The sequence below is a fragment of the Rhodovulum kholense genome, from assembly GCF_003053725.1.
GTDB classification, from domain to species: domain Bacteria; phylum Pseudomonadota; class Alphaproteobacteria; order Rhodobacterales; family Rhodobacteraceae; genus Rhodovulum; species Rhodovulum kholense.
Genome location: NZ_QAYC01000002.1, coordinates 173,524 through 191,512, shown reverse-complemented (window position 1 = coordinate 191,512; position 17,989 = coordinate 173,524). Strand labels below are relative to the sequence as shown.

General features: G+C 68.5%; 16 protein-coding genes. All 16 read left to right on the top strand.

Going from position 1 to position 17,989, the window contains the following annotated elements:
- Positions 1 to 124: 124 nt before the first annotated feature.
- The 16 genes from C8N38_RS03640 (at position 125) to C8N38_RS03565 (ending at position 17,987) form a co-directional block, all read left to right on the top strand.
- Positions 125 to 1,153, top strand: coding sequence for a BMP family protein (locus C8N38_RS03640; RefSeq protein ID WP_108024041.1), 1,029 nt, complete (start codon positions 125 to 127; stop codon positions 1,151 to 1,153).
- Positions 1,153 to 2,682 carry an ABC transporter ATP-binding protein gene (locus C8N38_RS03635; protein ID WP_108024040.1) on the top strand — a complete coding sequence of 510 codons (1,530 nt, stop codon included), beginning with the start codon at positions 1,153 to 1,155 and terminating at the stop codon, positions 2,680 to 2,682. The genes C8N38_RS03640 and C8N38_RS03635 overlap by 1 nt, the downstream gene beginning before the upstream one ends.
- Positions 2,672 to 3,718 (top strand): ABC transporter permease, encoded by a 1,047-nt coding sequence (locus C8N38_RS03630; RefSeq protein WP_108024038.1) that lies wholly within the window; start codon positions 2,672 to 2,674, stop codon positions 3,716 to 3,718. Before C8N38_RS03635 ends, C8N38_RS03630 begins: the two co-directional genes overlap by 11 nt.
- A complete protein-coding gene (locus C8N38_RS03625; RefSeq protein WP_108024037.1) occupies positions 3,718 to 4,662 on the top strand; it encodes an ABC transporter permease in 945 nt (314 codons plus the stop codon). The genes C8N38_RS03630 and C8N38_RS03625 overlap by 1 nt, the downstream gene beginning before the upstream one ends.
- Positions 4,663 to 5,946 carry an amidohydrolase family protein gene (locus tag C8N38_RS03620; protein ID WP_108024035.1) on the top strand — a complete coding sequence of 428 codons (1,284 nt, stop codon included), beginning with the start codon at positions 4,663 to 4,665 and terminating at the stop codon, positions 5,944 to 5,946. It abuts the gene before it with no gap.
- Positions 5,947 to 5,993: 47 nt separating this feature from the next.
- A complete protein-coding gene (locus C8N38_RS03615) occupies positions 5,994 to 7,319 on the top strand; it encodes a sensor histidine kinase (protein ID WP_108024033.1) in 1,326 nt (441 codons plus the stop codon).
- Entirely contained in the window at positions 7,316 to 8,308 is a 993-nt protein-coding gene (locus tag C8N38_RS03610) for an NADH-quinone oxidoreductase subunit B family protein (RefSeq protein ID WP_108024031.1), read from the top strand. The genes C8N38_RS03615 and C8N38_RS03610 overlap by 4 nt, the downstream gene beginning before the upstream one ends.
- Complete coding sequence (locus tag C8N38_RS03605; RefSeq protein WP_108024029.1) at positions 8,305 to 9,732, top strand: nickel-dependent hydrogenase large subunit; 1,428 nt, start codon at positions 8,305 to 8,307, stop codon at positions 9,730 to 9,732. The genes C8N38_RS03610 and C8N38_RS03605 overlap by 4 nt, the downstream gene beginning before the upstream one ends.
- Position 9,733: 1 nt before the next feature.
- Positions 9,734 to 11,971 (top strand): carbamoyltransferase HypF, encoded by a 2,238-nt coding sequence (hypF, locus tag C8N38_RS03600; protein ID WP_108024027.1) that lies wholly within the window; start codon positions 9,734 to 9,736, stop codon positions 11,969 to 11,971.
- Positions 11,972 to 12,183: 212 nt separating this feature from the next.
- A complete protein-coding gene (locus C8N38_RS03595) occupies positions 12,184 to 13,278 on the top strand; it encodes a hydrogenase small subunit (protein WP_108024025.1) in 1,095 nt (364 codons plus the stop codon).
- Between the two features lie 3 nt (positions 13,279 to 13,281).
- Positions 13,282 to 15,072: a nickel-dependent hydrogenase large subunit gene (locus C8N38_RS03590; RefSeq protein WP_108024023.1), complete on the top strand. Its 1,791-nt coding sequence runs from the start codon at positions 13,282 to 13,284 to the stop codon at positions 15,070 to 15,072.
- A gap of 14 nt (positions 15,073 to 15,086) precedes the next feature.
- Positions 15,087 to 15,668: a HupE/UreJ family protein gene (locus tag C8N38_RS03585; RefSeq protein WP_108024021.1), complete on the top strand. Its 582-nt coding sequence runs from the start codon at positions 15,087 to 15,089 to the stop codon at positions 15,666 to 15,668.
- A 10-nt stretch (positions 15,669 to 15,678) separates the two neighbouring features.
- The gene (gene cybH, locus C8N38_RS03580; protein WP_108024020.1) at positions 15,679 to 16,473 is read left to right on the top strand and encodes a Ni/Fe-hydrogenase, b-type cytochrome subunit; all 795 of its coding nucleotides are present in this window, start codon (positions 15,679 to 15,681) and stop codon (positions 16,471 to 16,473) included.
- A 178-nt stretch (positions 16,474 to 16,651) separates the two neighbouring features.
- Positions 16,652 to 17,293, top strand: coding sequence for a HyaD/HybD family hydrogenase maturation endopeptidase (locus C8N38_RS03575; RefSeq protein ID WP_108024018.1), 642 nt, complete (start codon positions 16,652 to 16,654; stop codon positions 17,291 to 17,293).
- On the top strand, positions 17,293 to 17,604 hold the full coding sequence (locus tag C8N38_RS03570) for a HypC/HybG/HupF family hydrogenase formation chaperone (RefSeq protein ID WP_108024016.1): 312 nt from the start codon (positions 17,293 to 17,295) through the stop codon (positions 17,602 to 17,604). The genes C8N38_RS03575 and C8N38_RS03570 overlap by 1 nt, the downstream gene beginning before the upstream one ends.
- Before the next feature lie 5 nt (positions 17,605 to 17,609).
- Positions 17,610 to 17,987 carry a thioredoxin domain-containing protein gene (locus tag C8N38_RS03565; RefSeq protein WP_108024014.1) on the top strand — a complete coding sequence of 126 codons (378 nt, stop codon included), beginning with the start codon at positions 17,610 to 17,612 and terminating at the stop codon, positions 17,985 to 17,987.
- Positions 17,988 to 17,989: the final 2 nt, after the last annotated feature.

The following is a 17,989-nucleotide window of genomic DNA, read 5'->3' as shown; positions in this document are numbered from 1 at the left end:
TGCCCGGGAAACGAGCGGACTTCCCTTCGCCGGACGACCGTGCCACTCTCGACCCATTCAAAAACCCCGTCCGATGGCGCCGAATGCGGCCAGTGACGGGGATTCAGGTACAGGGGAAGATCGAATGGCGAAAACGCGGGACGGGATCGCGATCGGGCGGCGTGGATTGCTGCTTGGCAGCGCCGGGGCGGTTGCGGCGGCGGGGCTGGGGCTCTGGCCGCGGCGCGGACTGGCGGCAGAGCCGATCACCGTTGCGGGCATCTACACGGTCCCGGTGGAACAGCAATGGGTGAGCCGTCTGCACAAGGCCGCCGAGGCGGCGAAGGCAGCCGGGCTGATCGAATATACCTTCAGCGAGAACACCGCCAATACCGACTATCCGCGGGTGATGCGCGAATATGCCGAAGCCGGGGTTCAGCTGATCATGGGAGAGATCTTCGGGGTCGAACAGGAGGCCCGCGAGGTCGTGCTGGACTATCCCGAGACCGCGTTCCTGCTGGGGTCCTCCTTCCCGCCGGACGACGCCTATCCGAACCTCGCGGTGTTCGACAACTATATCCAGGATGCCTCGTACCTGTCGGGCATCGTCGCGGGCGCGATGAGCCAGAGCGGCAATATCGGCATGGTCGGCGGTTTCCCGATCCCCGAGGTGAACCGGCTGATGTATGCCTTCATGGCGGGCGTGCGCGAGGTGAAACCCGACGCTACCTTCCAGGTCAGTTTCATCGGGTCGTGGTTCGACCCGCCGAAAGCCAAGGAAACCGCCTTCGCGATGATCGAGAACGGCGCCGATCTGCTTTATGCCGAACGCTTCGGCGTGTCGGACGCCGCGCAGGAAAAGGGCGTGCTGGCCATCGGCAACGTCATCGACACCCAGGCCGACTATCCCGACACCGTGGTCGCCTCGGCGCTCTGGCATTTCGGGCCGACCCTGCAGGCCGCGCTTGACCGCATCGCTGCGGGCACCTTCGAGGCGGCCGATTACGGGGCCTATTCCTTCATGAAGGAAGGCGGCTGTTCGCTGGCGCCGCTCGGGACCTTCGCGGGCAAGGTGCCGCAATCGGCGCTCGATCTGGTCGCCGAGCGCGAGGCCGCGATCAAGGCCGGCAGCTTTACCGTCGAGATCAACGATACCGAGCCCAAGTCGTCCTGATGCCCGATCTGCGACCGGTCGTCCTGAAGCTTGAGGGGATTACCAAGCGCTTCGGGACGCTCACCGCCAATGACGCTATCGGCTTCGCCCTGCACAAGGGCGAGGTCCTGGCCCTGCTGGGCGAAAACGGCGCGGGCAAGACCACGCTGATGAACATCCTCTTCGGCCATTACACGGCCGATGCGGGCACGGTCGAGGTCATGGGGCAGGCCCTGCCGCCCGGCCAGCCCGGCGCGGCGCTGGCCGCGGGCGTCGGCATGGTGCACCAGCATTTCACGCTGGCGGGCAATCTGACCGTGACCGAGAATATCCTGATCGGGACCCGCCCGCTCTGGCGCGGCGGGCTCGGCCGGGCCGAGGCGCGGGCGCGGATCGCGGCGCTGTCGCGCGATTTCGGCCTTGCGGTCCACCCCGAGGCGAAGGTCCGGACCTTGTCCGTGGGCGAATGCCAGCGGGTCGAGATCCTGAAGGCGCTCTATCGCGACGCGCGGGTGCTGATCCTGGATGAACCGACCGCCGTGCTGACCCCGCAGGAAACCGACGCGCTTTTCGCCACCCTGAAGAAGGCCGTGGCCCAGGGCCTGTCGATCATCTTCATTTCGCACAAGCTGCACGAGGTGATGGCGGTTTCGGACCGGGTCATCGTCTTGCGCCATGGCCGCGTCGCGGGCGAGGTCGCCACCGCCGACACCGACCGCCACCGGCTGGCCGAGATGATGGTGGGCGCCGAGGTGCGCCTGCCCGCGCCGTCGCTGGCCCGTCCGGGGGCTGCGCTGATGGAACTGGACGCCGTCTCGACGCCCCCCGAGGGCACGCGCCCCGGGCTGAAATCGGTCAGCCTTGCGCTCCGGGCCGGGCAGATCACCGGGCTTGCCGGGGTGTCGGGCAACGGGCAGGGGGCGCTGGCCGATCTGGTCTCGGGGCTCGTCGCGCCCTCTGCCGGGCGGTTCGAAGTCGCGGGCGCGCGTGTCGAGCGCTGGTCGCCCCGTGCCGCCTTGCAGGCGGGTGTCGGCCGCATCCCCGAGGACCGGCACGCGACCGGGTCCATCGCCGATTTCACCCTGACCGAGAACGCGGTGCTGGAAGACTATGCCCGTCCGCCCTATAGCCGCCGGGGCTGGATGAACTGGCGCGCCGCCCGCGCCCATGCCGAGAAGATCATCAAAGACTATGACGTCCGCTGTCCGGGCTCCGAGGCCCGCATCCGCCTTCTGTCCGGGGGCAACATGCAGAAACTGATCCTGGGCCGGGCGCTGGAAACCGCGCCGCGGATCATCCTGGCGAACCAGCCGGTGCGGGGGCTTGATATCGGTGCGCTGACCTATGTGCAGGACCGTCTGATCGCGGCCCGCGACGGCGGCGCGGCCGTTCTGCTGATTTCCGAGGATCTGGACGAGATCCTGGCGCTGTCGGACGTGATCCATGTGATGTCCGAGGGGCGGCTTTCGCCCGGCTTCCCGAGGGGGACGAAGACCCCGGCCGAGCTGGGCGTCTGGATGGCCGGACAGGGGTTCGATCATGCGGCTTGAACCGGTCCGGGACGCCTCGCTGGCGCGCCGCCTTGGCCTGCCGCTTCTGGCGCTGGCCGTCACCGTAGTCGTGGCCTCGGTCCTCGCACGGCTGGCGGGGGCCGATCCCTTCGCGACGCTGGGGCTGATCCTGAAAGGCGCGGCCGGGTCGAAATTCGCGCTGCTCGAGACGCTGAACCGCGCGACGCCGCTGATCTTCACAGGGCTTGCCGTGGCCGTCGCCTTCCGGGCGAAGCTGTGGAACATCGGCGCCGAGGCGCAGCTTTACGCGGGTGCGCTGATGACGGTGCTGGTCGGCACGCAACTTGGCCTGCCGGGGCCGGTTGCGATCCCGGCGATGGCGCTGGCGGCGATCCTTGCGGGCGCGCTGGTGCTGCTGGGGCCTGCGGTCCTGAAACTCAGGCTTGGCGTCGACGAGGTCGTCACCACGCTTTTGCTGAACTTCATCATGCTGCTGGTCATCTCGATGCTGCTGGAAGGCCCGCTGAAGGACCCGATGGGCATGGGCTGGCCGAAATCGCCGCCCATCCCGCGCGACGCGCGGCTGCCGCGGCTGATCGAGGGGCTGAGGCTGCACTGGGGGTTCGGGCTGGCGCTGATCGCGGCGGTGTCGGTCTGGCTGATCCAGATCCGCACCACGCTCGGCTATGAGATCCGCGCCGTGGGGCTGAACCCGCAGGCCGCGCGCTTTGCGGGCATCCCGGTCAACCGGGTGATCGTCAAGACCGCGCTTCTGTCGGGCGGGCTTGCGGCGCTGGCTGGCTTCTCCGAGGTCGCGGGGCTCAAGGGCAACCTGACCCTGGATCTGAGCCCGGGCTTTGGCTACACCGGCATCGTCGTCGCCATGCTGGCGCTTCTGCACCCGCTGGGCGTCGTCGTCTCGGCGATCTTCGTGGCGGGCGTATTCGTCGGCGCCAACAGCATGAGCCGCGCGGCCGACGTGCCCACCTATATCGCCGATATCTCGGTCGCGGTGGCGCTGCTGTCGATGGTGCTGGCGATCCTGCTGACGAAATTCCGCGTGGTGAGGGGCTGATGGAGATCCTCGACATCCTTCTGTCGGCCAGCTTCTGGGCTGCCGTGCTGCGCATCGCCTCGCCGCTGATCTTCGCCACCATGGGGGAACTCATCTGCGAACGCGCGGGCGTTCTGAACCTCGGGATCGAGGGGATCATGGTCGCGGGCGCCTTCGCGGGCTGGATGGCCGTCTATGCGGGGCTCGGGCTCTGGCCGGGGCTGCTGGTCGCGCTTCTGACCGGCATGGCCTTCGGCGCGCTGCACGGGCTTCTGACCGTGCCCTTCGGGCTGTCTCAGCACGTCGTGGGCCTCGGCATCACTATGCTCGCGACCTCCAGCGCCTATTATGCCTACCGCCTGTCGCTGCCCGAGGTCACCAGCCCGCCCCGGATCGAGCCGTTCCAGCCCGTCCACATCCCCGGGCTCTCGGATCTGCCTTTCTTCGGCGAGGCGCTCTTTTCCCAGACGGCGCTGACCTATCTGGCCTTCGCGACCGTGATCGCCGTCGCGCTGATCCTCTATCGCACCCCGCTGGGGCTGGCGCTGAGGGCCGCGGGCGAGAACCCCTCGGCGGTCGAGGCGCAGGGCCTGTCGGTCACCGCGATCCGCATCGGCGCGGTGATGGCGGGCTCGGGCCTGATGGCCATGGGCGGCGCCTTCCTGACCATGTCGGCCTTTTCCTCCTTCTTCTTCGAGATGGTGAACGGGCGCGGCTGGATCTGCATCGCGCTGGTCGTCTTCGGCGCCTGGCGTCCCGGCAAGGCGTTGGTGGGCGCGCTCTTGTTCGCGGGCTTCGACGCCCTACAGATCAGGCTTCAGCAGACGCCTCTGGGCGCCGACATACCCTATCAGGTCTTCCTGATGGTGCCCTATGCGCTGTCGATCCTGGCGCTGGTCCTGATGTCGCGCCGGGCCGAGGTGCCTGCCGCCCTGATGACACCCTATAATCGCGGAGACCGCTAAATGGCCGAGTTCGACCTTCTGATCACCGATGGCAACCTTCCCGACGGAAAAGTGGGGGATATCGGGATCGTGAAGGACCGCATCGCCGCCATTGGCGATCTCTCGGGCTCGACGGCCGCGCGGGTGATCGACGCGGCGGGTGATCTGGTCAGCCCGCCCTTTGTCGATCCGCATTTCCACATGGACGCGACGCTCAGCTACGGCACGCCCCGGATCAACGCCTCGGGCACGCTGCTGGAGGGCATCGCGCTTTGGGGCGAGCTGAAAGAGATCGCGACCGTCGATCAGATGGTCGAGCGGGCGCTGGCCTATTGCGACTGGGCGGTCAGCATGGGCCTTCTGGCGATCCGCAGCCATGTGGACACCTGCGATGACAGCCTGAAGGGGGTCGAGGCGATGTTGCAGGTGCGCGAGACGGTCAAACCCTATCTCGACCTGCAACTGGTGGCTTTCCCGCAAGACGGATTCCTGCGCGACCCGACCGCGAAGGCCAACACGCTCCGCGCGCTCGACATGGGCGTCGATGTGGTCGGCGGCATCCCGCATTTCGAGCGCACGATGGAAGATGGCCGCGCCTCGGTCCGCGAGTTGTGCGAGATCGCGGCAGAGCGCGGGCTGCTGGTCGACATGCATTGCGACGAGACTGACGATCCGCTCAGCCGCCATGTGGAAACGCTGGCTTACGAGGCGCAGAGGCTGGGCCTTCAGGGCCGGGTCAATGGCAGCCACCTGACCTCGATGCATTCGATGGACAATTACTATGTGTCCAAGCTCTTGCCGCTGATGGCCGAGGCGGGCCTGTCGGCGGTGCCGAACCCGCTGATCAACATCGTGATCCAGGGCCGCCACGACAGTTTCCCGAAACGGCGCGGCCTGACCCGGGTGAGGGAGATGCAGGCCCATGGCATCACCGTCGGCTGGGGCCAGGATTGCGTCCGCGACCCGTGGTATCCGCTGGGCACCGCCGACATGCTGGACGTGGCCTTCATGGGGCTGCATGTGGCGCAGATGACCTCGCCCGCCGAGATGCGGCTCTGCTTCGAGATGGCCACCACCGAAAGCGCGAAGATCCTGCATCTGGAGGGCTACGGGCTTTACGAGGGCGCCCGGGCCTCGCTGGTGATCCTCGATGCGGGCGACGCGATCGAGGCGATCCGGCTGCGGCCCGCCCGGCTGGCGGTGATCTCGAAAGGCAGGGTGGTGTCCGAGACGCCGCGAGCCGATGCGAGGCTCGACCTGCCGGGACGCCCGGCGGGCGTGCGCCGCCGCCACCACGCGAATTGATTTGCGGCGGCCGACGCGGCCTGTATCCTCCGCCTGAAGGAGGACCGATGGCGCGGGACATCACCAGGGGCCTCGTCTCCGGCGAGGGCGAGTTTTCGGACGCGGTCTGGGCCGAGGTGCTGTCCGCCGTCGACCGCACCTATGCCGATCTCATCGACTATCAGGAACGACTCGAGGCCAAGAACGCCGAACTGGAAACCATGCGCTCGTTCCTCGGCTCGATCCTCGCCTCGGTCTCGGACGTGCTGATCGTGGTGTCGCGGTCGGGCCGCGTCGAGGAGGTGTCGGCCTCGCTCGCCGCGCGCACCGGGGCGTCGACGGCGGGCTTTGCCGGCCGGCCGGTGGCCGAGCTTTTCGCCGAAGCCGACCGCCCGGCGCTGGTCGCGGCGATGAAGCGGGCGGCACTCGACCGCCGTCCGGTCACGCTTGAGGCCGGGCTGATCGCGGCCGGGGACACCACGCCCCTGGAACTGTCGCTGTCGCCCCGGCTGAACGAGCGCGCCCGGGTCACCGGGCATGTGCTGACCGGCCGACCCTTGGGCGAGCTGCGTCAGGCCTATGCCCAGCTTGCCGCCAGCCATGACGAGCTGAAGGCCGCGCAGACCCTTCTGGTGCGGAACGAAAAGCTGGCCTCGCTGGGCCGGTTGCTGGCGGGGGTGGCGCATGAGCTGAACAACCCGATCAGCTTCGTCTATGCCAACGCCCATGCGCTTGACCGCTATGCCACCAAGTTCGAGACCTACTTCGACCGGGTGCAGGCCGGGGCAGACCGGGCCGACCTGGTGCGGCTGCGCGAGGACCTGCGGCTCGACCGCGAGATCCGCAACCTGCGCGAGGCGGTGGCGGGCGCGCGCGACGGGGCCGAGCGGGTGCGCGACATCGTCGAGGATCTGCGGCGGCTGTCGTCGGACGGGGCGGGAGAAATGGAGGCCTTCGATCTGGCCGAAACCGCCCGCATCGCCGCCAGCTGGGTCATGCGCGGGTCGAAACGCGCGGTCGGGATCGGCTTTCCCGTCAGCGCGCCGGTGATGGCGCTGGGCCGTCCCGGCCATGTCCAGCAGGTGGTGATGAACCTCGTGCAGAACGCGCTCGACGCGGTCGAGGAGGGCGGTCATGTCGATCTGTCGGTCGCGGCCGAAGCCGGGCGCGCGGTGCTGAGCGTGGCCGATGACGGCCCGGGTGTGCCCGACGCCGTCCGGACGCTGATCTTCGATCCCTTCTTCACCACCAAGGCGGTCGGGCAGGGCACCGGGCTTGGGCTCGCGATCAGTGCCAAGATCGCCGAGGAACATGGCGGCCAGCTGCGGCTTTGCCCGACCGACAAGGGCGCCTGTTTCCGCATCGACCTGCCGCTGGCCGAGGGCGCGGCATGAATGTGCTCTGGTTGCAGGCGGCGGGCTGCGGCGGCTGCACCATGTCGCTGCTTTGCGCCGAAAGCCCCTCGCTGCCCGATCTGATGGTGGGCGCGGGGCTCCGGTTTCTCTGGCATCCCTCGCTTTCCGTCGAAACCGGGGCCGAGGCGGGCGCGCTTCTGGACCGGGCGGCCGAGGGCGAGATCCCGCTCGACATCCTTTGCGTCGAGGGGGCGGTCGCGCGCGGGCCGAACGGCACCGGGCGCTACCAGATGCTGTCGGGCACCGGACGGTCGATGCTCGACTGGGTCGACCGGCTGGCGCATCGTGCCGAGCATGTGGTGGCGGTGGGGTCCTGCGCGGCCTTCGGCGGTGTGACCAGCGCGGGCGGCAACCCCTCGGACGCGGCCGGGCTGCAATTCGAGGGCGCGCATCCGGGCGGCATCCTCGCGGCCGATTTCCGCGGCCGGGGCGGCTTGCCGGTGATCAACGTGGCGGGCTGTCCGACCCATCCCGACTGGGTCGGCGAGACGCTGATGCTGCTGGCGGCGGGCGCGCTCGGCCCTGCCGATCTCGACGATTTTGCCCGGCCCCGCTTTTATGCCGAGCATCTGGTGCATCACGGCTGTCCGCGCAACGAGTTCTACGAATACAAGGCCAGCGCCACCACGCTGTGCGAGATGGGCTGCATGATGGAGCATCTGGGCTGCGTCGGCACCCAGGCGGTGGGCGATTGCAACATCCGGCCCTGGAACGGGCAGGGCAGCTGTACCCGGGCGGGCTATCCCTGCATCTCCTGCACCGCGCCCGAATTCGAGGAGCCGCGCCACGCCTTCACCGCGACGCCCAAAGTCGCGGGCATCCCCGTGGGCCTGCCCGCCGACATGCCGAAGGCCTGGTTCATGGCGCTGGCCTCGCTGTCGAAGGCCGCGACGCCCGAGCGGCTGTCGAGGAACGCCGTCTCCGACCGGGTCGAGGTGCTGCCCGGACCGAGGAAGCCCCGCACATGACCGGCGCACGGCTGATCGTCGGCCCCTTCAACCGGGTCGAGGGCGATCTCGAGGTGCATCTCGATGTCGAGGACGGCCGGGTGCGTGCCGCGCGGGTGAACGCGCCGCTTTATCGCGGGTTCGAACGGATGCTGCTGGGGCGCCCGGCCTCGGACGCGCTGACGCTGACGCCCAGGATCTGCGGCATCTGCTCGATCAGCCAGTCGGCGGCGGCGGCGCGGGCGCTCGCTGCGGCGGGCGGCCACACACCTGCGCCGCAGGGCGCCGCGATGGCCGCACTGATCCATGCGGTCGAGAACGTCTCGGACCACCTTTTCCATTTCAACCTGTTCTTCATGCCCGATTTCGCGCGGCCCGCCTATGCCGACCGTCCCTGGCATCCCCGCGCGGTCGAGCGCTTCACGTCAGGCGCGGGCACGGCCCAGCGCGCGGCCATCGAGGCGCGGGCGGCCCTTCTGCATATCCTCGGCACCCTGGCGGGCAAGTGGCCCCATACGCTGGCGATCCAGCCCGGCGGCGTCACCCGCGCGCCCGGCCCGCGCGACAAGGTGCGGATCATGGCGACGCTCACCGCCTTCCGTCGCTATCTGGAAGGAACGCTGTTCGGTGCCCCGCTCGAAGCCTTCGCAGCCCTTGAGACCCGCGCCGCGCTGATGCGCTGGGCGCAGGGCGATGCCGGGCTGTTTCTGGAGATCGCCGCCGATCTCGATCTCGACGCGCTGGGCCGGGGGGCGGGGCGGTATCTGTCCTTCGGGGCCTATCCGCTGGCCGATGGATACGGTTTTGCGCCGGGGATCTGGCGCGCGGGCGGGCTGTCGCCTCTCGATCTTGGCGGGATGGTCGAGGATGTCTCGCATGCCTGGATGCTGGGCGGCGCCGCGCATCCGGCCGCGGGCAAGACCCTGCCCGACGACGAGATGCGCGAGACCGCCTACAGCTGGTGCAAGGCGCCGCGGTTGGGCGGGCTCGGCTACGAGACCGGCGCACTGGCGCGGCAGGTCGTGGCGGGCCATCCGCTGGCCCGCGATCTGGCGGGGGGCGGCGTTCTGGCCCGGGTCGCGGGGCGGCTGCTGGACCTCGCGCGGACCCAGATCCTGATGGAGGACCTGGTGCGCGCCCTCGACCCCGGCGCCGCCTTCATGGACCCCGCGCCCGAGATCCGCGACGGTGCGGGCGCAGGCCTCGTCGAGGCCGCGCGCGGTGCGCTGGGCCATTGGCTGAGGGTCGAGAGCGGCCGCATCGCCGCCTATCAGATCGTGGCGCCCACCACCTGGAATTTCAGCCCGCGCGATGCCTCGGGCGCCCCCGGTCCGCTGGAGGCCGCGCTGGAAGGCGCGCCGGTCGCGCCGGGCGAGGACACGCCGCTATCGGTTCAGCATATCGTGCGCAGCTTCGATCCCTGCATGGTCTGTACGGTGCATTAGGGTGGAAACCGGCCTCGAGATCAGGGTCCGGGGCCAGGTGCAGGGCGTGGGCTTTCGCCCCTTCGTCTGGCAGCTTGCGCAGGAATTCGGCCTGCGCGGCGAGGTTTTCAACGATGCCGAAGGGGTGCTGATCCGCGTTGCGGGCGGCGATCTCGTGGCTTTTCAGGCGGCGCTGACCGCGCGGGCGCCAGCGCTGGCCCGTATCGACGCGGTGGAGGCGCGGGACTGGGCCGTTGCCGTCGTGCCCGAAACCTTCGCCATCGTGCCCAGCCGCGGGCAGGGCGCCGAGACCCGCGTCGCGCCCGACGCCGCGACCTGCCCGGACTGTCTGGCCGAGATCCGTGGCGCGGGCCGCAGGCGGGGTTATGCCTTCACCAACTGCACCCAATGCGGGCCGCGCTTCACGATCCTGCGCCAGTTGCCCTATGACCGGGCCCGGACCACCATGGCGGAATTTCCGATGTGTCCCGCCTGTCGTGCCGAGTACCAAAATCCCGCCGACCGCCGGTTTCATGCCCAGCCCATCGCCTGCCCCGACTGCGGGCCCCGGCTCTGGCTTGAGCGGGACGGCGCCGAGCTGCCCGGCGATCCCGTCGCGGGCGCGGCCGATCTGCTGGCCCGGGGCGCGATCCTGGCGGTCAAGGGGCTGGGCGGGTTCCATCTGGCCTGCGACGCGGGCAATGCGGAGGCGGTGGACCGGCTGCGCGCCCGCAAGCGCCGGCCTGCGAAACCCTTCGCGCTGATGGCGCGCACGGCCGATCTGGCGGGGTTTTGCGCGCCGACGCCGGCCGATCTGGCGCGGCTTGGCGATCCGGCGGCGCCCATCGTTCTGGTGCCCGGCACTGGCGCGCTGCCCGAAACCGTCGCGCCCGGCATGCGCCATCTGGGGGTCATGCTGCCCTATACGCCGCTCCATCACCTGTTGCTCGATGCGGTGGGGCGGCCGTTGGTGATGACCTCGGGCAATCTGTCGGGCGAGCCGCAGGCGATCGGCAATGACGAGGCACGGGCCAAGCTGGGGGCCTTTGCCGATGCCTTCCTGATGCATGACCGCGGCATTGCCCGGCGGCTTGACGACAGCGTCGAGCGGGCCGATCCGCCGATGGTGCTGCGCCGGGCGCGGGGGCGGGTGCCGGGCACGCTGCCCCTGCCCGCGGGGTTCGAGGAGGCGCCGCAGGTGCTGGCACTGGGCGGGCAGATGAAATCGGCGATCTGTCTTTTGAAGGGCGGACAGGCATTGCTGTCGCACCATCTGGGCGATCTGGACGAGGCGCTGACCTGGGAGGAATTCCTGACCGCCATCGCCGATTACGGCAGGCTGTTCGATCACCGCCCGGCCCGGGTCGCCTGCGACGCCCATCCCGGCTATCGCGCGACGCAGCATGCCCGGACCCTGGGCCTGCCCGTGATTGAGGTTCAGCACCACCACGCCCATCTGGCCGCCTGCCTGGCCGAGAACGGCTGGCCGCGCGATTGCGGGCCGGTGGCGGGCATCGTGCTGGACGGCACCGGCTATGGCCCCGACGGCACGGTCTGGGGCGGCGAGCTGTTGCTGGGCGACTATCGCGCGGTCGAAAGGGTGGGGCATCTGGCTCCGGCGCCTTTGCCCGGCGGCGATGCCGCGGCGCACGAGCCCTGGCGGAACCTGCTGATGCGGCTCGATGCGGCGGGGCTGGCCGACGTCGCGGACCGGATGTTGCCCGACGCCCCGCGCGACACGGTGCGGGCGGCGGTCCGGGCCGGGTTGAACGCGCCCTTGTCCTCCTCGGCCGGGCGGCTTTTCGATGCGGTCGCAGCGGCGCTTGGGCTGTGCCCCGGGCGGCAGAGCTATGAGGGCGAAGCTGCGATGCGGCTCGAGGCGCTGGCGGGCGATGTTCTGGCCGATTGGCCCTATGCCTTCGAGGGGCTCGATCCGGCGCCAGTGATTCGCGCTATGGTTGCAGACCTCGGCGCGGGCTGCCCGAAGCCTCTGATCGCGGCCCGAGTCCATGCCGGTCTGGCGCGGGCCTTTGCCAAACCGGCCAGAGTCCTTGTCGAGACCGGCCAGGCGCGCGCTGTTGCGCTGTCGGGCGGCTGTTTTCAGAACGCGCGGCTGCTGTCCGAAACGCTGTCCGCCTTACGCAGCGTCAAAGTCTTGATCCATAGGGATACTCCGGCGAACGACGGCGGATTGGCGCTGGGTCAGGCGCTTGTTGCCGCATCCGGCGAATTGCCGCAGATGGAAAGAAGCCGATCTTGAAAGCGTTTTTGTCGGTAAGGGAATTTCCGGTCAATCCGGCGCACTGTTCCGGATTAAGACATGTAAATATCTGAAATAGAACGCAATTAACGCGATCTTAAAGATCCTGAGGAAACCCTTGCTGGTGCCGGGCACGCTCTGCTTGCATGCACTGGCATACTGAACCTTCCGCGCGCCGCCGCGGCGCCGGGTCATTGGACGGGAGGACCGACTTGGCCGAAATCGAGACATTCTATGAGGTGATGCGCCGCCAGGGGATCACCCGGCGCAGCTTCATGAAGTATTGTTCGCTCACGGCGGCGGCGCTGGGGCTGGGACCCGCCTTCGTGCCGAAGATCGCCCATGCGATGGAAACCAAGCCGCGGACCCCCGTGATCTGGGTGCACGGGCTCGAATGCACCTGCTGTTCGGAAAGCTTCATCCGCTCGGCCCATCCGCTGGCCAAGGATGTGGTGCTGTCGATGATCTCGCTCGATTACGACGACACGCTGATGGCGGCGGCGGGCCATGCGGCCGAGGCGGCGCTGGAAGACACGATCGAGAAATACAAGGGCAACTACATCCTCGCGGTGGAAGGGAACCCGCCGCTGAACGAGGACGGGATGTTCTGCATCATCGGTGGCAAGCCCTTCGTCGAGCAGCTGCGCCATGCGGCCGAACATGCCAAGGCGATCATCTCCTGGGGGGCTTGCGCGTCCTATGGCTGCGTGCAGGCGGCGGCGCCGAACCCGACCCGCGCGACGCCGGTGCACAAGGTCATCACCGACAAGCCGATCATCAAGGTGCCGGGCTGCCCGCCCATCGCCGAGGTCATGACCGGCGTCATCACCTACATGCTGACCTTCGACCGCATGCCCGATCTCGACCGCCAGGGGCGGCCGAAGATGTTCTATTCCCAGCGCATCCACGACAAGTGCTACCGTCGCCCGCATTTCGACGCGGGCCAGTTCGTCGAGAACTGGGACGACGAGTATGCGCGCAAGGGCTATTGCCTCTACAAGATGGGCTGCAAGGGCCCGACCACCTACAACGCCTGTTCCACCGTGCGCTGGAACGAGGGCGTCAGCTTCCCGATCCAGTCGGGCCATGGCTGCATCGGCTGTTCCGAGGACGGGTTCTGGGACCAAGGGTCGTTCTACGACCGGCTGACCACGATCAAGCAGTTCGGGATCGAGGCCACGGCCGATCAGATCGGCTTTACCGCCGCCGGGGCGGTGGGCGCGGGCATCGTCGCCCATGTCGCCGCCTCGGCCCTGAAACGGGCCCAGAAGAAGTCCCAGGACGCCGCGAAGAAAGAGGAGGTGTAAGCCATGGTCGCTACCCCGAACGGCTTTGACCTCGACAACACCGGCCGCCGCATCGTCGTCGATCCCGTGACCCGGATCGAGGGCCACATGCGCTGCGAGGTGAACGTGGACGACCAGGGCATCATCCGCAACGCAGTCTCGACCGGGACCATGTGGCGGGGGCTCGAGGTGATCCTCAAGGGCCGCGACCCGCGCGATGCCTGGGCCTTCACCGAACGCATCTGCGGCGTCTGCACCGGGACCCACGCCCTGACCAGCGTGCGCGCGGTCGAGGACGCGCTGGGGATCACCATCCCGCAGAATGCCAACTCGATCCGCAACATCATGCAGCTGAACCTGCAGATCCACGACCATATCGTCCATTTCTACCACCTGCATGCGCTGGATTGGGTGAACCCCGTGAACGCGCTGAAGGCCGATCCGAAGGCCACGTCGGAACTGCAACAGGCGGTTTCGCCCAGCCATCCGCTGTCCTCGCCCGGCTATTTCCGCGACGTGCAGAACCGGCTGAAGAAATTCGTCGAAAGCGGGCAGCTCGGGCTTTTCAAGAACGGCTATTGGGACAATCCGGCCTATCTGCTGCCGCCCGAGGCCGATCTGATGGCCACGACCCATTACCTCGAGGCGCTGGACCTGCAGAAGGAAGTGGTGAAGATCCACACCATCTTCGGCGGCAAGAACCCGCACCCGAACTGGCTGGTGGGCGGCGTGCCCTGTCCGATCAATCTCGACGGCACCGGCGCGGTCGGCGCGATCAACATGGAGCGGCTGAACATGGTCAGCTCCATCATCGACCAGTGCACGACCTTCGTGAAGAACGTCTATATCCCGGACGTCGTTGCCATCGGCGGCTTCTACAAGAGCTGGCTTTACGGCGGCGGGTTGTCGGGCCAGTCGGTCATGGCCTATGGCGACATCCCCGAGAACCCCAACGATTTCTCGGCGGACCAGCTGCACCTGCCGCGCGGCGCCATCATCAACGGCAACCTCAACGAGGTCCTCGATGTCGATCCGCGCGATCCCGAACAGGTGCAGGAATTCGTCGATCACTCCTGGTACAGCTATGGCGAGCCCGGCAAGGGCCTGCATCCCTGGGACGGCGTGACCGAGCCGAAATTCGAGCTGGGGCCGAACGCCAAGGGCACCAAGACCAATATCGAGGAACTGGACGAGGCGGCCAAGTATTCCTGGATCAAGGCGCCCCGCTGGAAGGGCCATGCGATGGAGGTGGGTCCGCTGGCCCGCTATGTCATCGGCTATGCCAAGGGCCACGAGGACATCAAGGGCCAGGTCGAGGGGCTTCTGCGCACCATGGACCTGCCGGTCGAGGCGCTGTTCTCGACGCTGGGGCGCACCGCGGCCCGCGCGCTCGAGGCCGAATATTGCACCCGGCTGCAGAAGCATTTCTTCGACAAGCTGATCAACACCTGCCGGAACGGCGACACCGCCACTGCCAATGTCGAGAAATGGGAGCCGAAGACCTGGCCGAAAGAGGCCAAGGGCGTCGGCATGACCGAGGCGCCGCGCGGTGCGCTGGGCCACTGGATCAAGATCAAGGGGGGGCGGATCGAGAACTATCAATGCGTTGTGCCCACCACCTGGAACGGCAGCCCGCGCGACACCGCCGGCAATATCGGCGCCTTCGAGGCGGCGCTGATGGACACCAAGATGGAGCGTCCGGACGAGCCGGTGGAGATCCTGCGCACGCTGCACAGCTTCGATCCGTGCCTGGCCTGCTCGACCCATGTGATGGCGCCGGACGGACAGGAACTGACCCGGGTCAAAGTGCGCTGAGGGAGGAGACGACGATGAGGAAATATCTGCTTGCCGCGGCCCTGGCCGCAGTGGCGGGCCCGGCCCTGGCCCATACCGGCCATGGGGCGTCTACCGGGTTCGTTCATGGGGTACTGCACCCGCTGACCGGGGCCGATCACCTGCTGGCGATGCTGGCGGTGGGGCTCTGGTCGGGCTTTGCGCTGAGCACCCGCCTCTGGGCGGGGGCGGCCGCCTTCATGGGGGCAATGGTCGCGGGCGCAGCGCTGTCCTGGGCGGGGGTACCGCTGCCGGGCGTCGAGGGCATGATCGCGGCCTCGGTCCTGGCCTTCGGTGTTCTGGCCGCCTTTGCCCATCGCGGGCAGGCGCGCTGGGTCACCGGCGCCTCGCTGGGGGCGATCGCGCTGTTCGGCATCTGCCACGGCCACGCCCATGCCTCCGAGGCGACCGGGGCGGCGCTGGCCTATCTGGCGGGCTTCCTGGTCTCGACCGCGGCGCTGCATCTGACCGGCATCGTCCTTGCCCGCGCGGTCGCGGATGCCCGCGCCGCCCGCACCCTCCGCCGGGCTGCCGGAGGCGCGCTGGCCGCCTCGGGCGCCTGGCTCATTGCCGGATGAGGATCGCGCCATGAATGTCGAGGACAGGACCTCCATCCCGATCCATATCCCGAACCCCGAGGCGCCGACCCCGCTGGAGGCCGCGCGGCTGACGGGGGGCGCCCGGGCCGAGGATATCGAAAGCCTGCAGCTGCGCGCCGCCGTCTATGTCTACGAGATGCCGGTCCGGATCTGGCACTGGGTCAACGCGCTGGCGATCACGATCCTGATCGTGACGGGCTACCTGATCGCCTCGCCGCCCCCCACCATGGAAATCGCCGAGGCCACCGACCAGTTCGTGTTCGGCTATATCCGCTTTGCCCATTTCGCCTCGGGCATGGTGCTGACGGTCGCCTTCCTGGGCCGGATCTACTTTGCCTTCGTCGGCAACCGGCATGCGCGGCAGCTGTTCTACATCCCGGTCTGGCGCAAGCGCTGGTGGAAAGAGATGATCTTCGAGGCGCGCTGGTATGCCTTCCTCGAGAAGGAACCGAAGAAGTATATCGGCCATAACCCGCTGGCCCATTTCGCGATGTTCACCTTCATCACGCTGGGCATGACCTTCATGATCGTCACCGGCTTTGCGCTTTACGCCGAAGGGGCGGGGCAGGGGTCCTTCTACGACAGCTGGTTCGGCTGGGTGCTTGGGCTGGTCGGCAATTCCCAGCGGCTGCACACGCTGCACCATCTGGGGATGTGGGCGATCACGCTGTTTGCAATCTTCCACATCTATGCCGCGATCCGAGAAGATATCATGTCGCGTCAGTCGATGATCACCACCATGATTTCCGGCTGGCGGACCTTCAAGGACAACCGGGTGGAATAACACATTCCGAAGACCCCGACGCCGCGGGCACAGCTTTGCCCGCGGCGCGGCGGGGCGCCCGATGCGCTGGCGATCCGCGCCGGCCACAGGGCCTTCCCGCCGCACCGAAAGACCCTATTTTCCGCCGGAGGCGGGGCAGGATGGCCCCCGCTGCCGGCACCGGCCGAGGGAGGACCCCATGCCCGCCGCGACTGACCGCCTGACCCTGATCCTCGGTATCGGAAACGTCCTCTGGGCGGATGAGGGCTTCGGGCCCCGCTGTGTCGAGACGCTGGCCGAAACCCATGCCTTCGACGGCTGCGTGCGGCTTCTGGATGGCGGGACCCAGGGGCTTTATCTGCTGCCCTTTCTCGAAGAGGCCGACGATCTTCTGATCTTCGATGCGGTCGATTACGGGCTGGCACCCGGCACGCTGAAGATCGTCCGCGACGATGACGTGCCCGCCTTCATGGGCGCGAAGAAGATGAGCCTGCACCAGACCGGGTTTCAGGATGTGCTGGCCACGGCCGCCTTCAAGGGCTGCAGCCCGGCGCGGATGACCCTGATCGGCTGCCAGCCCGCCGAGATCGAGGATTACGGCGGCGGGCTGACCCCCACCGTGGCGGCGCGCCTGCCCGATGCGCTGGCCGAGGGGCTGGCCGAGCTTGCCCGCTGGGGCGTCGCCGCGCGGCCGGGCCGCACCGCCGCGCCCGATCTGGCCGATCCCTCGATCCGCCGCGAGGCCTACGAATCCGGCCGGCCCTCGGCCGAGGCGGCCTGCCGGTCGGGCGACGACCGGTTCTTCCCCGGGCAGGGCGATTTTGCCGGGCCGGTGCGCTGATGTGCGTGGGCGAGCCGATGCGGCTGATCGCGATCGACGGCATTGCCGGACGCACCGAAGAGGGCGCGCTGATCGACCTGTCGCTGACCCCCGAGGCGCGGGTGGGCGACTGGGTGCTGACCTTTCTGGGCGCCGCGCGAGACCTGCTTGACCCCGACGAGGCGCAGAAGATCCGCGCCGCTCTGGACGGGCTGCGCGCGGTGATGGCGGGCGGCTCGGCGGGCGATGCCTTCGCCGATCTCGAGGCCCGCGAACCGACCCTTCCCCCCCACCTGCAGGCCGCGCTGGCGGCTGGCGATGCTCAGGGATGACTGCCATGACCCACCCGCTGATTGCCCGTCTCGAAACCGATCTCGGCTGGCCGAGGCTGACCGACATGGCCGGGGTCGCGGCCTTCACCGCGCGGCCGGGGGTGCATTGCCTCTTCGTGCCCGGCGACCCGGTGCGCAACCTCGAGACCGCCGATGCGGCGGTGATCCTGCCCGAGCTGCGGCAGGCGTTTCAGGGCGCCTTCGACTGCGCGCTGGTCGACGACGCGATCGAGGCCGAACTGCGCGAGACGACCCGGGCGCTGAAGACCCCGGGCTTCATCTTCTACCGCGAGGGGCAGCTTCTGGGCGATATCCAGAAGATCCGCGACTGGGACGATTACCTCGCCCGCACCGCGCATATCCTGTCGCTGACCGACGCCTGAGG

Excerpts from the sequence above, each read along its gene's own strand:
- C8N38_RS03640 (WP_108024041.1), top strand. The coding sequence starts at position 125 with ATGGCGAAAACGCGGGACGGGATCGCGATCGGGCGGCGTGGATTGCTG.
- C8N38_RS03590 (WP_108024023.1), top strand. The coding sequence starts at position 13,282 with ATGGTCGCTACCCCGAACGGCTTTGACCTCGACAACACCGGCCGCCGC.
- C8N38_RS03625 (WP_108024037.1), top strand. The coding sequence starts at position 3,718 with ATGGAGATCCTCGACATCCTTCTGTCGGCCAGCTTCTGGGCTGCCGTG.
- C8N38_RS03570 (WP_108024016.1), top strand. The coding sequence starts at position 17,293 with ATGTGCGTGGGCGAGCCGATGCGGCTGATCGCGATCGACGGCATTGCC.
- C8N38_RS03565 (WP_108024014.1), top strand. The coding sequence starts at position 17,610 with ATGACCCACCCGCTGATTGCCCGTCTCGAAACCGATCTCGGCTGGCCG.
- C8N38_RS03620 (WP_108024035.1), top strand. The coding sequence starts at position 4,663 with ATGGCCGAGTTCGACCTTCTGATCACCGATGGCAACCTTCCCGACGGA.
- C8N38_RS03610 (WP_108024031.1), top strand. The coding sequence starts at position 7,316 with ATGAATGTGCTCTGGTTGCAGGCGGCGGGCTGCGGCGGCTGCACCATG.
- C8N38_RS03630 (WP_108024038.1), top strand. The coding sequence starts at position 2,672 with ATGCGGCTTGAACCGGTCCGGGACGCCTCGCTGGCGCGCCGCCTTGGC.
- C8N38_RS03615 (WP_108024033.1), top strand. The coding sequence starts at position 5,994 with ATGGCGCGGGACATCACCAGGGGCCTCGTCTCCGGCGAGGGCGAGTTT.
- C8N38_RS03635 (WP_108024040.1), top strand. The coding sequence starts at position 1,153 with ATGCCCGATCTGCGACCGGTCGTCCTGAAGCTTGAGGGGATTACCAAG.
- C8N38_RS03575 (WP_108024018.1), top strand. The coding sequence starts at position 16,652 with ATGCCCGCCGCGACTGACCGCCTGACCCTGATCCTCGGTATCGGAAAC.
- cybH (WP_108024020.1), top strand. The coding sequence starts at position 15,679 with ATGAATGTCGAGGACAGGACCTCCATCCCGATCCATATCCCGAACCCC.
- C8N38_RS03605 (WP_108024029.1), top strand. The coding sequence starts at position 8,305 with ATGACCGGCGCACGGCTGATCGTCGGCCCCTTCAACCGGGTCGAGGGC.
- C8N38_RS03585 (WP_108024021.1), top strand. The coding sequence starts at position 15,087 with ATGAGGAAATATCTGCTTGCCGCGGCCCTGGCCGCAGTGGCGGGCCCG.